General features: G+C 72.5%; 17 protein-coding genes. 3 read left to right on the top strand and 14 right to left on the bottom strand.

Going from position 1 to position 14,410, the window contains the following annotated elements:
• Positions 1-159: 159 nt before the first annotated feature.
• The 9 genes from pheT to FBY23_RS13140 all read right to left on the bottom strand — a co-directional run bounded on the left by pheT (position 160) and on the right by FBY23_RS13140 (position 8,341).
• Positions 160-2,637 carry a phenylalanine--tRNA ligase subunit beta gene (gene pheT, locus FBY23_RS13180; protein ID WP_141798558.1) on the bottom strand — a complete coding sequence of 826 codons (2,478 nt, stop codon included), beginning with the start codon at positions 2,635-2,637 and terminating at the stop codon, positions 160-162.
• On the bottom strand, positions 2,634-3,731 hold the full coding sequence (pheS, locus tag FBY23_RS13175; protein ID WP_141798557.1) for a phenylalanine--tRNA ligase subunit alpha: 1,098 nt from the start codon (positions 3,729-3,731) through the stop codon (positions 2,634-2,636). The genes pheT and pheS overlap by 4 nt, the downstream gene beginning before the upstream one ends.
• 60 nt (positions 3,732-3,791) lie before the next feature.
• Positions 3,792-4,391, bottom strand: coding sequence for a DinB family protein (locus FBY23_RS13170; RefSeq protein ID WP_141798556.1), 600 nt, complete (start codon positions 4,389-4,391; stop codon positions 3,792-3,794).
• A 4-nt stretch (positions 4,392-4,395) separates the two neighbouring features.
• Positions 4,396-5,433: a sensor histidine kinase KdpD gene (locus FBY23_RS13165; protein WP_260805948.1), complete on the bottom strand. Its 1,038-nt coding sequence runs from the start codon at positions 5,431-5,433 to the stop codon at positions 4,396-4,398.
• Positions 5,430-6,200: an RNA methyltransferase gene (locus FBY23_RS13160; protein ID WP_141798555.1), complete on the bottom strand. Its 771-nt coding sequence runs from the start codon at positions 6,198-6,200 to the stop codon at positions 5,430-5,432. Before FBY23_RS13160 ends, FBY23_RS13165 begins: the two co-directional genes overlap by 4 nt.
• Before the next feature lie 2 nt (positions 6,201-6,202).
• On the bottom strand, positions 6,203-6,589 hold the full coding sequence (gene rplT, locus FBY23_RS13155; RefSeq protein WP_141798554.1) for a 50S ribosomal protein L20: 387 nt from the start codon (positions 6,587-6,589) through the stop codon (positions 6,203-6,205).
• Between the two features lie 45 nt (positions 6,590-6,634).
• A complete protein-coding gene (gene rpmI / locus FBY23_RS13150) occupies positions 6,635-6,829 on the bottom strand; it encodes a 50S ribosomal protein L35 (protein ID WP_028654205.1) in 195 nt (64 codons plus the stop codon).
• Positions 6,830-6,860: 31 nt separating this feature from the next.
• On the bottom strand, positions 6,861-7,517 hold the full coding sequence (gene infC, locus FBY23_RS13145; protein WP_396954516.1) for a translation initiation factor IF-3: 657 nt from the start codon (positions 7,515-7,517) through the stop codon (positions 6,861-6,863).
• A gap of 296 nt (positions 7,518-7,813) precedes the next feature.
• Positions 7,814-8,341 carry an SseB family protein gene (locus FBY23_RS13140; RefSeq protein WP_141798552.1) on the bottom strand — a complete coding sequence of 176 codons (528 nt, stop codon included), beginning with the start codon at positions 8,339-8,341 and terminating at the stop codon, positions 7,814-7,816.
• A 34-nt stretch (positions 8,342-8,375) separates the two neighbouring features.
• Here FBY23_RS13140 and FBY23_RS13135 point away from each other — a divergent pair, with 34 nt between their 5' ends.
• The 3 genes from FBY23_RS13135 to FBY23_RS13125 are packed head-to-tail and all read left to right on the top strand — an operon-like array spanning position 8,376 to position 11,052.
• On the top strand, positions 8,376-9,623 hold the full coding sequence (locus tag FBY23_RS13135; RefSeq protein WP_141798551.1) for an amino acid deaminase/aldolase: 1,248 nt from the start codon (positions 8,376-8,378) through the stop codon (positions 9,621-9,623).
• Complete coding sequence (locus FBY23_RS13130) at positions 9,601-10,143, top strand: uridine kinase (protein WP_260805947.1); 543 nt, start codon at positions 9,601-9,603, stop codon at positions 10,141-10,143. Before FBY23_RS13135 ends, FBY23_RS13130 begins: the two co-directional genes overlap by 23 nt.
• Positions 10,144-10,164: 21 nt before the next feature.
• Entirely contained in the window at positions 10,165-11,052 is an 888-nt protein-coding gene (locus FBY23_RS13125; RefSeq protein WP_141798550.1) for an aldose 1-epimerase family protein, read from the top strand.
• Between the two features lie 6 nt (positions 11,053-11,058).
• On the opposite strand, the gene FBY23_RS13120 is transcribed toward FBY23_RS13125, so the two are convergent.
• From FBY23_RS13120 to FBY23_RS13100, 5 genes are read right to left on the bottom strand one after another with little or no spacing between them, the layout of a single operon-like run.
• The gene (locus tag FBY23_RS13120) at positions 11,059-11,511 is read right to left on the bottom strand and encodes a PH domain-containing protein (protein ID WP_186348229.1); all 453 of its coding nucleotides are present in this window, start codon (positions 11,509-11,511) and stop codon (positions 11,059-11,061) included.
• Between the two features lie 7 nt (positions 11,512-11,518).
• Positions 11,519-12,361 (bottom strand): ATP phosphoribosyltransferase, encoded by an 843-nt coding sequence (gene hisG, locus FBY23_RS13115; RefSeq protein WP_141798549.1) that lies wholly within the window; start codon positions 12,359-12,361, stop codon positions 11,519-11,521.
• A 10-nt stretch (positions 12,362-12,371) separates the two neighbouring features.
• On the bottom strand, positions 12,372-12,635 hold the full coding sequence (locus FBY23_RS13110) for a phosphoribosyl-ATP diphosphatase (protein ID WP_141798548.1): 264 nt from the start codon (positions 12,633-12,635) through the stop codon (positions 12,372-12,374).
• A gap of 45 nt (positions 12,636-12,680) precedes the next feature.
• Positions 12,681-13,169, bottom strand: a complete 489-nt coding sequence (gene ribH / locus FBY23_RS13105) for a 6,7-dimethyl-8-ribityllumazine synthase (RefSeq protein WP_141798547.1) — start codon at positions 13,167-13,169, stop codon at positions 12,681-12,683.
• 1 nt (position 13,170) lies between these two features.
• On the bottom strand, positions 13,171-14,409 hold the full coding sequence (locus FBY23_RS13100; RefSeq protein WP_141798546.1) for a bifunctional 3,4-dihydroxy-2-butanone-4-phosphate synthase/GTP cyclohydrolase II: 1,239 nt from the start codon (positions 14,407-14,409) through the stop codon (positions 13,171-13,173).
• Position 14,410: the final 1 nt, after the last annotated feature.

Below are 14,410 nucleotides of genomic sequence, written 5' to 3'. Positions count from 1 at the left end.
CGCCCCAGATCGCGTCGATCAGGAACTCCTCGCCGACGCTCTTGCCACGCGCATCGGCCAGCGCCGCGAGCAGCGTGCGCGTCCGGTCACCTGGGACGGCGACGCCGTCCCAGGTGACCTCGTCGGCCAGCCGCAGCCGCGGCCCCGGCTTGCCCTGACTCAGCGTTGCACTGCCCCCGTCAGCTCCGCGGCGCGGGCCACGGCGGCGTCGCGGGCGGCACCGGTCTCGGCCTCGGTGAGGGTGCGGTCCGGTGCTCGGAAGCGCAGCGCGAACGCGAGCGACTTCTGCCCCTCGTCGATCTGCTCGCCGGTGTAGACGTCGAACAGCCGGATCGACTCCAGCAGGTCGCCCGCACCCTCGCGCAGCGCGGCCTCGACGGCGGCGACGGTGACGCCGGCGTCGACGACCAGGGCGACGTCCTCCTTGGCCAGCGGCATCGTGGAGAACTCCGGGCCGGGGACGACCTCGGTGGCGGCGGCCATCAGCGCGTCGAGGTCGAGCTCGACGGCGGCGCTGCGGGCCGGGAGGCCGTAGGCACGGCACACATTGGGGTGGAGCTCGCCGGCGTGGCCGATCTCGACGCCGTCGATGCTGACCACCGCGCAGCGGCCGGGGTGCCAGGGCATCCGGCCGGCCGAGGCGACCTGGACAGTGACACCCAGGTCGGCCGCGAGACGTCGTACGACGGACAGCGCGTCGGTCCAGCCGGCCTCGGTCCCGGCACCCCACCAGCCGGCCCGGCGCCGCTCGCCCGCGAGGACGACGGCGAGGTGCTGCGGCTGCACGGGCAGGGCCTCGACCAGCTTCTCGAGCTCGGCCGCGGACGGGCGGGTGTGCACGCCGTAGATCGGCGCGGGGCCGTTGTCGGCGGGGAACGCGACGGTGCCGGTCTCGAACAGGGCGACACCGGGCGCGCCGCGTCCGACGTTGCGCGCGGCGGCGTCGAGCAGGCCGGGGAGCAGTGTCGTGGTGTAGGCCGGCTCCTCGCTCGACAGCGGGTTGGCGAGCCCGACGGTGGCACGCAGCGGGTCGTCGGCGGGCAGGCCGAGCTTGTCGAAGGTCGCCTCGCCGACGAACGGGAAGCTGACGACCTCGACCAGCCCGGCACCGGCGAGGGTGCGGCCGATCCGGCGGCGCAGGCGCTGGGTGCGGGTCAGGCCGCGCCCGGTCGCGCGACGTGGGAGGACGCTCGGCACCTGGTCGTAGCCGACGATCCGCACGACCTCCTCGACCAGGTCGTAGGGGTCGTTGATGTCGGGGCGCCAGGTCGGCGGGACGACCTCGATGGTGCCGGCGTCCTGCTCGGTCACCGTCGCACCGATGCTGCGGAGGTTCTCGACGGTGGTCATCGCGGTGATGTCGATGCCGCTGAGCCGGGCCGGCAGGTCGGTGGCGATGGTGATCGCCGGGCGCTCGGGGGCGGTGCCGACCAGGGTGTAGCCGGGCTCGGCGGTCGCGCCGCCGTGCTCGACGAGCAGCTCGACCACGCGGTCGGCGGCGATGCCGGGCAGCAGCGGGTCGACCCCGCGCTCGTTGCGCTTCCCGGCCTCGGAGGTCAGCTTGTGGCGCTTGCCGGTGCGGAACATGGAGACGGCGTCCCAGTGGGCGGCCTCGACGAGGATCCGGGTGGTGCTCTCCGACATCTCGGTGGTCGCACCGCCCATCACGCCGGCCAGGCCGATCGGGCCGGAGTCGTCGGTGATGACGAGGTCCTCGACCGACAGCTCACGCACGGCGTCGTCGAGCGTGGTGAGCCTCTCGCCCTCCTTGGCCCGGCGGACGCCGAGGGCTCCGGCGACCTTGTCGGCGTCGTACCCGTGGATCGGCTGGCCGAGCTCGAGCATGACGTAGTTGGTGACGTCGACGGCGAGCGAGATGGAGCGCATGCCGGCCTGCTCGACGCGGCGCTTGATGAACTCCGGCGTCGGGGCGCCCGGGTCGAACCCGCTGACGAGGCGCGCGGCGAACACCGGGCAGCCGGCGGGATCGTCGACGACGACCTCCCAGGCCTTGCCGTCGACCTCGGGGAGATCGCGCTCGGCGGGGTCGGTGAACGGTACGTCGAAGCCGAGCGCCGCCTCGCGCGCGACACCGCGCAGGGACAGGGCGTAGGCGCGGTCCGGGTTGATCTCGAACTCGATGACCTCGTCGTCGAGCCCGAGGAGCGCGAACACGTCGTCGCCGGGCTGGCCGGCGTCCGGGGGCAGCACGATGATGCCGTCGTGGTCCTCGCCGATGCCGAGCTCGCGGGCCGAGCAGATCATGCCGGCAGAGACGTGGCCGTAGGTCTTGCGGGCGGAGATCTCGAAGCCGCCCGGCAGCACGGCGCCGGGGAGGACGACGACGACGAGGTCGCCGGGCGCGAAGTTGTGGGCGCCGCAGATGATGCCCTGCGGCTCACCGGTGCCGTTGGCGTCACCGACGTCGACGGTGCACCAGTTGATGACCTTGCCGTTCTTCTGCGGCTCCTTGTCCTGGGTGAGGACACGGCCGATGACGAGCGGGCCGGTGATGTCGGCAGCCTCGATGGCCTCGAGCTTGAGGCCGAGCGCGGTGAGCCGGTCGGTCAGCACCTCGGTGGTGACCGACTCGGGCAGGTCGACGAGCTCCCGGATCCAGGAGACAGGGGCCTTCACAGTTCACTCCCGAATGCCGTGGTGAAGCGCACGTCGCCCTCGAACAGGGTGCGCAGGTCCTCGAGGCCGTGCCGGAACATCAGGGTCCGGTCGATGCCCATCCCGAAGGCGAAGCCCGAGTAGCGCTCGGAGTCGACGCCGCAGGCCCGGAGCACGCGCGGGTTGACGATGCCGCAGCCGCCCCACTCGATCCAGCCCTCGCCGCGACAGGTGCGGCAGGCGTCGGAGTCGATGCCACGGCAGACGAAGCAGACCAGGTCGACCTCGGCGGACGGCTCCGTGAAGGGGAAGTACGACGGCCGGAACCGGGTGGTGATGCCCTCGCCGAACATCTGGCTCGCGAAGTGGTCGAGGGTGCCCTTGAGGTGGGCCATCGAGATGCCCTCGTCGATGGCGAGGCCCTCGACCTGGTGGAACATCGGCGAGTGGGTGGCGTCGTACTCGTCGGTGCGGAAGACGCGACCCGGGCACACGACGTAGAGCGGAGGCGTACGCGTCAGCATGGTGCGCGCCTGGACCGGGCTGGTGTGGGTGCGCAGCACGACGTGGTTGTCGGCCGGCTCGGTCCAGAACGTGTCCTGCATGGTGCGAGCCGGATGGTCGGGCCCGAGGTTGAGCGCGTCGAAGTTGAGCCACTCGGCCTCGATGACCGGACCCTCGGCGACCTCCCAGCCCATCGCGACGAAGATGTCGGCGATCAGCTCCGCGCCGGTGGTCAGCGGGTGACGGCCGCCGAGCGGGAGCTCGTCGGTCGGCAGCGTCACGTCGACGGCCTCCTCGACGAGGATCCGCGCCTCGTGCTCCGCCTCCAGCACCTCCTGCCGCGCGGCGAGCGCCTTGCTCACGGCACCGCGGGCCTGGCCGACGCGCTGGCCGGCCTCCTTGCGGGCCTGAGGAGGCAGCGCGCCGATCTCGCGGTTGGCGAGAGCGAGCGGCGAGCGGTCGCCGGCGTGGTCGGTCCGCACCGCCTTGAGCTGCTCCAGGTCGGTGGCGGCGGCGATCGCGGCCAGGGCGGCGTCGCGCGCCGCTTCGAGCTCGGCAGGGCTCACGGCGGCGACCTCCACGGGGTCGTAGTCAGTGTTCGGGCCAGACATATCGGCGCCAGTCTAGGAACCTGGGTCGCTCCCCCGCGAACCGGTATTCGCCCGTGGGACCTACTCGGGGAACTGCTCGGCTACCGCGGTCAGCCGCGCGACGTACGACGGCCAGTCGACGCCGTCCGGGACGTTGGTCATCGCGGGGCGCAGCCCGGCGGCGCCGTCGAGCTGCTCGCGGAGGATGTCGAGCTGGCCGGCGTGCCGCTGGAGGTCGCACAGGACGTGGACGGCGATGTGGTGCAGCGTGGTCGCTGCCCCGTCCTGCGGCCACCACGGGACGCGCCCGGGAGTGTCCAGCGGGAGCTCGGCGAGCGCGGCGTCGGCGAAGGCGCCGACCCGGCCGTAGAGGGCGATCAGCTCGGCGGCCGGGAGGTCGGCGGGCACGGTCCAGTCGGCCTGGGGGTCGGTGTCGTAGGCGTCCATCGCGATCACCGCCGGGTGGTCCGGCTCTGGCCAGATCCGTCCGAAGGTCGGGCCGAAGTAGCCGATCTCGACGTTGGCGCAGTGCAGCACCGTGCCCAGGAAGGAGGTCCCGGTCGGGGTGCGGGGCAGGCGCAGCTGCCGCTCGCCCAGTCCCTCGAGCTTCCAGAGCAGCGCCTCGCGGACATTGGTCAGGTAGCGGCGAAGCACGTCGGCGGGCGGTTCGGCCTCGGTCATGGGCTCATGCTGCCACGGTCCGCGCGACCGGCCAGGTCGTGACGATCCGGGCGCCGCCGCCGGGGCGGTCGTCGACGACGATGGTGCCGCCGTGAGCGCGGACCAGGCCGCGCACGATGTAGAGGCCGAGGCCCGACCCGCCGCCCGTGCCCTCGGTCCAGAACTTGGTGAAGATCCGCTGTCGCAGCTCGGGGGCGATGCCGGCGCCCTCGTCGGTGACGGTGACGGCGAGGTGGTCGTCGTCCTCGCCCCAGCGCCCGACGTGGACCCGGACCGTGCCGCTGCCGTGGCGCACGGCGTTCTCGACGACATTGGTGAGCACCTGCAGCACCTTGTCCGGGTCGGCGTCGACCGGGGGGAGGTCGGGCTCGATGTCGAGCTCGATCGGCGTGGAGGTGACCACGGTGATCGACCGGTGCACCAGCTCGGCCTTGCGACCGAGGTCGGTCGGGCGGCGGTGCAGCTGGAGCCGGCCGGTGTCGATCCGGGCGACGTCGAGCAGCTCGGTGATCAGCCGGCTGAGCCGGTCGGCGTCCGCGCTCGCGGTGGTGAGCATGAGTCGCTTCTGCTCGTCGCTGAGCTTGTCCCACCGGTTGAGGAGGGCCTGGACGAAGCCCTTGACGCCGGTGAGGGGGGAGCGCAGCTCGTGGGCGAGGGTGGCGACGAGGTCGGAGCGGTCGCGGTCGAGGCGGGCCCGGCCCCGGCCGGAGCGCAGGTCGATGGCCACAGTGGTGACCGGGCCGGGGCGGACGGCACGGTGCAGTCGCGCGGTGACCAGCACCTCGGTGCCGTCGGGCAGCAGCCACGACTGCTCGGGGACACCGCTGCGGGTGGACAGTCCGCGGTACGGCGCGTTCGCGTCGGTCCAGGTCCGCGCGTCGTGGTCGGTGAGGGCGAGCACCTCGTCCAGCGGCCGACCGACGGCGGCGGCCGGGTCGTCGATGCCGAGCATGGCGGCCGCGACCGCGTTGACCGCGCTCACCGTGGCGTCGGCGCCGGCGAGGACGACGCCGTCCGGAAGGAGGTCGAGGGGGTCGGTCACGACCTCATCATGGCGCGGGCGCTGGCGTAGAGACAGACCGCCGCGGCCGTGGCGAGGTTGAGCGACTCGGCACCGCCGAGGATCGGGATGCTGACCCGGTGGTCGGCCAGCGCCGCGAGCTCTTCGGGCAGGCCCCAGGCCTCGTTGCCGAACAGCCAGGCCGTGGGCCGCGCGAGCAGGTCGTCGGCGGCGAAGAGGTCGACCTCTCCCCCGCCGTCGGCGGCGAGCACCGTGAGCCCGGCCGCCTGCGCCCGTCGTACGGCGGCCGCCGGGTCGCGCTCGACGACCACCGGGAGGTGGAACAGGCTGCCGACGGTGGCCCGCACGGTCTTCGGGTTGTAGGGGTCGACGGAGTCGCCGGCCAGCACGACGGCCCCGGCGCCGGCGGCGTCGCTGGTGCGGATGACGGTGCCGGCGTTGCCGGGGTCGCGCACGTCGGCGCAGATCGACAGCAGCCGCGGGGCGGACGGCAGCTCGCTGTCCAGGAACCGGCACACCGCCACCAGGCCGGCGGGGTTGACGCTGTCGCTGAGGCCGCCCATCGCGCGGTCGTCGACCAGGGCGACCGGGGCGTCGGCCAGCAGGTCGGCGTACTGCACGGCGGCCTCGGCGGTCGCGAACACCTCGACCACGACACCGGCGCCGAGCGCGCCCTCGACGGCCTTCGGGCCGTCGGCAAGGAAACACCGCCGCCCGGATCGCTCCGGACGGCGGTGCAGCTTGCGTGCTTCCTTGACGCGGGTGTTGCCCGCGCTCAGAGGAGTCATGCTCAGGCGGACACCTTGGGCGCGTTGACGTCCTCGGGCAGCGCGGCCTTGGCCTGCGCGACGAGCGCGGCGAAGGCGGGCGCGTCGTTGACCGCGAGGTCGGCGAGGATCTTGCGGTCGACCTCGATGCCGGCCAGGTTGAGACCCTGGATGAAGCGGTTGTAGGTCAGGCCCTCGGCGCGGGCAGCGGCGTTGATGCGCTGGATCCACAGGCGGCGGAAGTTGCCCTTGTTCTTCTTGCGGTCGTTGTAGCTGTAGACCAGCGAGTGGGTGACCTGCTCCTTGGCCTTGCGGTAGAGCCGCGAGCGCTGGCCGCGGTAGCCGCTGGCCCGGTCGAGGGTAGTACGACGCTTCTTCGCCGCGTTCACTGCGCGCTTGACGCGTGCCATCTTCTTACTCCTTGTTGCTTGAGTTCAGGGGCGGACGACGGCCGGTCAGAGACCGAGCATCTTCTTCGCGCGCGGGACGTCGTTCTTGGCGACCTCGACCGTGCCGGTGAGGCGACGGGTGACCTTGGAGGCCTTCTTCTCGAGGTTGTGGCGCTTGCCGGCCTTCTCGCGAAGGATCTTGCCGCTGCCGGTCACCTTGAACCGCTTGCTGGCGCCGGAGTGCGTCTTGTTCTTGGGCATCTGATGTGTCCGCTCTGTCTCTTCGTTCGTCTTACAGGTCGATGTCGGGGTCGAGCGCCTCGTTGGCGCGCTTGGCCTTCTTGGTGCTCGACGGCTGCACGGCGGTCCGCTCGGCGTGCTCGGCGGCCTGCTCGGCGGCGCGCTCCGCGGCGGCCTCCTGCTTCGCGGCCTTCACCTCGAGCTTGGCCTCGGCCTTCTTCTTGTGCGGGCCGATGACCATCGTCATGTTGCGGCCGTCCTGCTTGGGGTTGGACTCCACGAAGCCCAGCTCCTGGACGTCCTCGGCCAGCTTCTGCAGCAGTCGGTAGCCCAGCTCGGGGCGGTGCTGCTCGCGGCCGCGGAACATGATCGTGATCTTGACCTTGTCGCCGGCCTTGAGGAAGCGAACGACGTGACCCTTCTTGGTCTCGTAGTCGTGCGCGTCGATCTTGGGCCGGAGCTTCATCTCCTTGATGATGACGTTGGTCTGGTTCCGTCGCGCCTCACGGGCCTTCTGGGCGTTCTCGTACTTGAACTTCCCGTAGTCCATGAGCTTGCAGACGGGGGGCTTCCCCATCGGGGCGATCTCCACCAGGTCCAGGTCGGCCTCCTGCGCGAGCTTGAGGGCCTGGTCGGTGGGGACGATGCCGACGGTCTCGCCGTTGGGTCCCACGAGACGGACCTCGGGAACCCGGATCCGCTCGTTGATGCGCAGCTCGGTGCTGATGTGTCCTCCAAACTAGGTGTGTCGGGAGGTCTTCAGCCCTGCAAATGAGAAGAGGCTCCCGCTGGTACAAGCGGAAGCCAGTCACGGGCCCCGTGACTCCGGTGTCGTCGTACGACGGCCCCGGCGGGGCTTTCCACGGACCGGACCCGACGACCTGGCGGCCGCTGCGGGTGGGAGACGATGGTGCTGGTCCCCGCTTGTGGATCTGTCGACGCCTGCGGGTACAGGCATGACGGATCGGTCAACGCCCGATGCTAACCCGTTTGTTCCGCAGGGTGCTAATCCGCGGCACCCAGCCAGGCCCAGTCGCCGTCCTCGAGCCGGACGGGGGTCCAGCCGGACGCGATCCGGTGCAGGTCGTCGTCGGCGAGGACGAAGGTGTGCGGGCCGGCCACGTCGACCACCAGCGCCTGCGCGCCCTCCTGCACGGCGGTGGCGGCGGCGAGGTGCGCGGCGACAGGGACCGGACGCGCCTGCGGGTCCCACGCGGCCAGCGCGGCGAGGTCGGTGAACGCGAGCAGCGCGAGCCGGCCGTCGGCGCCGGTGAGCAGCACGGCCGCCATGTCGCTCGACTTGTCGCGCGCGAGCCCGTCCTCGCCGACCTCGGCCTCGCCGAGGAGCGCGACGACCGGGACCAGCAGCCGGGCCGGGGCCAGGGCGGCGAGCGCCTCCGGGTACGGCGTCGTCCCGGCCTCGTGGCCGGCCAGCGCCCGAGCCAGGGTGGCATCGGCACCGCCGTCGTCGTCGACGTACTCCGAGCCCTGCAGGCGGCGGGCGTCGGGACGCTCGTTCGGCGATGCGGTCACGGAGGAATCATCCCACCCGTGGAACGATGACCAGATGCAGCACCACCCCCCTGCGTCGTCGATCGCGCGCACCAGGCTCGCCGCGCGCCTGCGCGAGGCAGTCGCTGCCTGGCGCGAGCCCCTGTCCACGCCGGTGTTCGTCGTCGACCTCGACGCTTTCGACGCCAACGCGGCCGACCTGGCCCGCCGGGCCGGCGGTACGCCGATCCGGGTCGCGTCGAAGTCGATCCGGGTGCCGGCGCTGGTGAGCCGGGCGCTGGCGGCCGACGGGTTCGCCGGGGTGCTGGCCTACACGCTCGCCGAGGCGCTGTGGCTGGCCGAGGAGGACGTGTGCGACGACATCGTGGTCGCCTACCCGAGCGTGGACCGGGCCGCGCTGGCCGCGCTGGTCGCCTCGCCGCGGGCGGCCTCGCGGATCACGATCATGGTCGACGACGTCGCCCACCTCGACCTCGTCGACAGCCTGCGGGCCTCCACGGCGGTGCCGGTGCGGGTGGCGCTCGACATCGACGCCGGGCTGCGCTGGGGCGGACAGGCGGTCGGGCCCAAGCGCTCCCCCCTGTACGACGTCGGCGCGGTCACCTCGCTCGCCCGGACCGTGATCGACCGCAAGGGCTTCCAGCTGGTCGGGGTGATGACCTACGAGGGCCAGGTGGCCGGCGTACCGGACGCGGTGCCGCACCAGCGGGCGAAGTCGGCGATCGTGCGCAAGCTCAAGCAGCTCTCGGTCGCGCAGCTGCAGGTGCGTCGTACCGCGATGATCGAGGCGCTCGACGCCCTCAAGGGGTACGGCGACTTCGCGGGCATCGAGTTCTGGAACGCCGGTGGCTCGGGGTCGATCGAGTCGTCGGCCGCGGACCCGGTCGTGACCGAGGTGACGGCCGGTTCAGGCCTGCTGGCGCCCACGCTGTTCGACCACTACGAGTCCTTCTCCCCCATCCCGGCGGCCTTCTTCGGGCTGCCCGTCACCCGGCGGCCCTCGGCCGACGTCGCGACGGTGCACGGCGGCGGCCTGATCGCCTCCGGCCCCACCGGCTCCGACCGGGCGCCGACGCCGTGGGCACCCCCGGGCCTGAGCCTGACCGGGCTCGAGGGCGCCGGCGAGGTGCAGACGCCCTTGGTCGGCACCAACGCCGGGCGGCTCGCGATCGGCGACCTGGTGTGGTTCCGGCACGCCAAGTCGGGCGAGCCGTTCGAGCACGGCCGCACCGCGCTGCTCCTGCAGGGCGAGCGGTTCGTCGAGGAGGTCCCGACCTACCGTGGCCACGGCCTCGCCTTCTGACATCCTCGCCGCGACCCTGTCGCGGCCGCCGACGCTCGGGGCGGGACGGCTGATCTGCATCGACGGGCTGGCCGGTTCGGGCAAGACCACGCTGGCCCGCGCGCTGGCGGCCCTGGCACCGGAGGCGGTCGTGCTCGGCACCGACGAGATGCTCGAGGGCTGGCGCGGGCTGCCGGGGCTGGGCGCCTCGGTCGAGGCGCTGCTGCTCCCCCTCGCTGCTGGACGACCCGGACGCTGGCGGCGCTGGGACTGGTACGCCGACGGCTGGGACGGGACGTTCGTCGTCGACCCCGGGCCGCTGCTCGTGCTCGAGGGCGTCGGCAGCGCGGCGGCGTCGTACGCGTCACTGGTGACGTTGACGGTGTGGGTCGAGGCGGACCTCGACGTGCGCCTGGCGAGGTGGCTGGAGCGCGACGGCGAGCAGATGCGGCCGCACTGGGACGCGTGGCTGGCCGACGAGGAGGCACTGCACGCCCAGGAGGGGACGCGGGCGCGGGCGGACCTGGTCGTGCGCACCTAGCGCGTTGCCTAGGCTCACCCCGTGACCGCACCCACCGGCGAGCAGTACGTCCTGTCCTCCCACGGCTACCGCGCCGTCGTCACGCAGGGCAGTGGCGCGCTGCGGTCGCTGACGTACGGCGGCCGCGAGCTGGTCGACGGGTTCGCGGAGGACGCGATGCCGTCGGGTGGGCGGGGGCAGCTGCTGGTGCCGTGGCCGAACCGGATCCGGGACGGGCGCTACACCTTCGAGGGGAGCACCCAACAGCTCGCGCTGACCGAGCCGAAGCGGGGCAATGCGTCGCACGGGCTGGTGCGGTGGGCGGCGTGGACGTTGGCGTCCGCGGCGCCGGACCGGGTGGAGCTGTCGTACTTCCTGCCCGCGCAGACGGGCTATCCGTGGGCGCTGGCGCTGACGACGGCGTACGCGCTGGGGGCGGACGGGCTGACGGTCACGCAGGCGGCGACGAACCTGGCGACGTCGGCGGCGCCGTACGCATCGGGGGCACATCCCTACCTGCTGGCCGGGCCGGGACCGTGCGACGGATGGACGATCGACCTCGGCGCGGCGACGGTGCTGGAGGTGGACCCGGAGCGGCTGCTGCCGACCGGGACGGCGCCGGCCGAGGGGCTGGTGACCTCTCCGCTGGGCGGCACGGTGCTCAACCACGCGTTGACCGACCTGGCTCGCGACGCGGACGGCCGGGCGACGGTGACCCTGCGGTCCGGCGACGCCGGGGTGGCGCTGTGGGTCGACGAGCACCACCGGTGGCTGCAGGTCTACACCGGCGACGACACCCCGACACCGCGGGTCAGCGTCGCCGTCGAGCCGATGACCGCTCCCCCGGACGCCTTCAACTCCGGCGAGGACCTGGTGGTGCTGGCGCCCGGCGACACCTTCGCGGCCTCCTGGGGCATTCGCGCCCTCTGAGCCGGCTCAGCCCTGGTGGGCGGCGACGACCGCGCGCAGCTCGCGGATCGCCGTGGCGGCGCGGGCACCGTCGGAGGCGTGGATGCCGAGCAGGGAGACCCGCTCGTCGTCGCCGAGGTCGAGGTGCGGCCACGGGGCACCCTGAGGGAACCGGACCGTGCCGACCTCGCTCCAGGCGAAGCGACGGGTGCGGTAGCCGTTGACGACGGTGAGCCCGTCCTCGCGGGCGACCACCCGGGAGCGGGCCAGGGCGTTGAGCAGCGCCAGGCCGAGCAGGATGAAGAAGGCGACGGTCGCCTTCTCCAGGTTGTTGACCGCGGCCTTGGTCTGGTCGTCGAAGTTCACCCAGAGCCAGGCGAAGGCGCCCACGAGGATCACCGCGAAGACCGCGGCGGCCATCCGTGGTCCGAAGGGCCGCCAGGTCCGCGGCAGCGTGGGCAGGTCGGGCGAAGAGGTCACGGGCGGGTCAGAGCCGGCAGGCGTGGATGTCGGTGGTGAGGATCGCGCGGGCGCCGAGGGCGAACAGCTCGTCCATCACCCGTTGGGCGGTGGCCCGCTGCACCATGGAGCGGACCGCGACCCAGCCCTCGCGGTGGAGCGGGCTGACGGTGGGGCTCTCGATGCCGGGAGTCAGCGCGATGGCCTGCTCGACCTTCTCCGCACGGATGTCGTAGTCCATCATCACGTACGCGCGAGCGACCAGGACGCCCTGCAGGCGCCGGGTGAAGACCTCGAGCGCGCTCGGGTCGGCGTCGGGGCGGGTGATCATCACCCCCTCGGACTCGAGGATGACGTCGCCGAACACCTCCAGGCCCGCGTTGCGCAGGGTGGAGCCGGTCTCCACGACGTCGGCGATCACGTCGGCCACGCCGAGCTGGATGCTGGTCTCGACCGCGCCGTCGAGACGGACGACCGAGGCCTCGATGCCGCGCTCGGCGAGGTAGCGCTTGACCACGCCGTCGTAGGAGGTCGCGATCCGCTTGCCCGCCAGGTCCTCGACCTTCTCGGCGGTGCCGGGGCGGGCGGCGAAGCGGAACTTCGAGCGGCCGAAGCCCAGCTGGAGCGCCTCGGTCGCGGTCGCGTGGGAGTCGAGGAGCAGGTCGCGGCCGGTGATGCCGGCGTCGAGGGTGCCCTCGCCGACGTACAGCGCGATGTCGCGCGGACGCAGGTAGAAGAACTCGACCTCGTTGTCGGGGTCGATCTTGGTGAGCTGCTTGGAGTCCGAGCGCTGGGCGTAGCCCGCCTCGCGGAGCATGCCCGAGGCAGCCTCGGACAGGGCCCCCTTGTTGGGGACGGCGATCTTGAGCATGGGAGTCACCTCAGAGGTGTGCGTAGACGTCGTCGAGCGAGAGTCCGCTCGCGATCATGAGGACCTGGGCGTGGTAGAGCAGCTGGCTGATCTCCAGGGCCGTGGCGTCCTTGCCCTCGTGCTCGGCGGCCATCCAGGACTCAGCGGCCTCCTCGATCAGCTTCTTGCCGATCGCATGGACGCCGGCGTCGAGCTGCCGGACGGTGCCGGACCCCTCGGGCCGCGTCTGTGCCTTCTCGCTGAGCTCTGCGAACAGCTCGTCGAACGTCTTCACGGGAGGTCAGCCTACGGCGTGGCCGCGGCCGGACCTGCGCCGGTCTCAGCCCGTGTAGCCCCGGCTGCGGATCTTCTTCAACGTGGCCGCGGTCTGCAGCGCGGCCGAGGCCGCCTCGTAGCCCTTGTCCTCGTGCGAGCCCTCGAGGCCGGCGCGGTCCAGCGCCTGCGCCTCGTCGTCGCAGGTGAGCACCCCGAAGCCGATCGGAATGTGGTGGTCGAGCGAGACCCGGGTGAGGCCGTCGGTGGCGGCGCTGCAGACGTACTCGAAGTGCGGGGTACCGCCCCGGATGACCACGCCGAGTGCGATCACGGCGTCGTACGACGGAGCGAGGGCGTCGGCGGTGACGGGCAGCTCGAAGGTGCCGGGGACTCGCACCACGACCGGCGCCTCGACCTTGTGGTCGGCGAAGGCCCGCTGCGCGCCGGCGATCAGCCCGTCCATGACCTCGGTGTGCCAGCTCGCCGCGACGACCGCGACCCGCAGGTCGTGGCAGTCGGTGGGGGCGATGTCGGGGGCGCCGTGTCCGGCCATGTCAGTTGACTCCTTCGAGGTCGAGGTCAGGCAGGTCGTGGCCCATCCGGTCGCGCTTGGTCAGCAGGTAGGCGAGGTTGTGGCCGTTGGGGTGCGGCGTGAGCGGGACCCGCTCGCTGACGGTCACGCCGTAGTCCTCGAGCGAGGCCACCTTGTCGGGGTTGTTGGTCAGCAGCCGCACGTCGGAGACGCCGAGGTCCTTGAGGATCTGCGTGGCCGCGCCGTAGTGCCGGGCGTCGGCGGGCAGGCCGAGGTCGAGGTTGGCGTCGACGGTGTCGCGGCCGCCGTCCTGCAGCTGGTAGGCCTGCAGCTTGGCGACCAGGCCGATCCCCCGGCCCTCGTGGCCGCGCAGGTAGATCACGACGCCGCGGCCCTCCTCGACGATGCGGTCCATCGCCTCGTTGAGCTGGGGGCCGCAGTCGCAGCGGCTGGAGCCGAAGACGTCGCCGGTCAGGCACTCCGAGTGCACCCGGGTGAGCACCGGTCCGCCGTCCGCGAGGGTGGCCGGATCGCCGTACACGAGGGCGACATGCTCGCTGCCGTCGACGGTGATCGTGTAGCCGATCGCGGTGAAGTCGCCGTGACTGGTGGGCAGGCTGGTCTCCGCCTCGCGCACGACGTGGGTCTCGACGCGGCGCCGGTAGCGGACCAGGTCCTCGATCGAGATCATCGCCAAGCCGTGCTCGTCGGCGAACGCGCGCAGCTCGGGGGCTCGCTTCATGGTGCCGTCGTCGTTGACCACCTCGACGAGCACGCCGGTCGGGGTCAGGCCGGCGAGGCGGCATAGGTCGACGGCGGCCTCGGTGTGGCCGCGTCGGACCAGGACGCCGCCCTCGCGGTAGCGCAGCGGGAAAACGTGGCCCGGACGGGTCAGCTCCCACGGCTCGGTGGCCGAGTCGGCGAGGACCCGCACGGTGTGGGCGCGGTCGGCGGCGGAGATGCCGGTGCTGACGCCGTCGCGGGCGTCCACCGAGATGGTGTACGCCGTGCGGTAGGCGTCCTTGTTGTGCGGGGTCATCAGCGGGATCTCGAGCCGGTCGAGCATGGCGCCGGGCATCGGGGCGCAGATGACGCCGCTGGAGTAGCGGATCGTGAACGCCATCAGCTCCGGCGTCGCCTTGCTGGCGGCGAAGATGATGTCGCCCTCGTTCTCGCGGTCCTCGTCGTCGACGACGACGACGGCCCTGCCCGCCGCGATGTCGGCGATCGCGCGCTCGACCGGGTCCAGTCGCACCGACATG

The sequence above is a fragment of the Nocardioides sp. SLBN-35 genome (assembly GCF_006715725.1).
In the GTDB taxonomy this organism is placed as follows: Bacteria; Actinomycetota; Actinomycetes; order Propionibacteriales; family Nocardioidaceae; genus Nocardioides.
The sequence above is the reverse complement of the archived record's forward strand: the minus strand, read 5'-3'. Positions and strand labels throughout refer to the sequence as shown.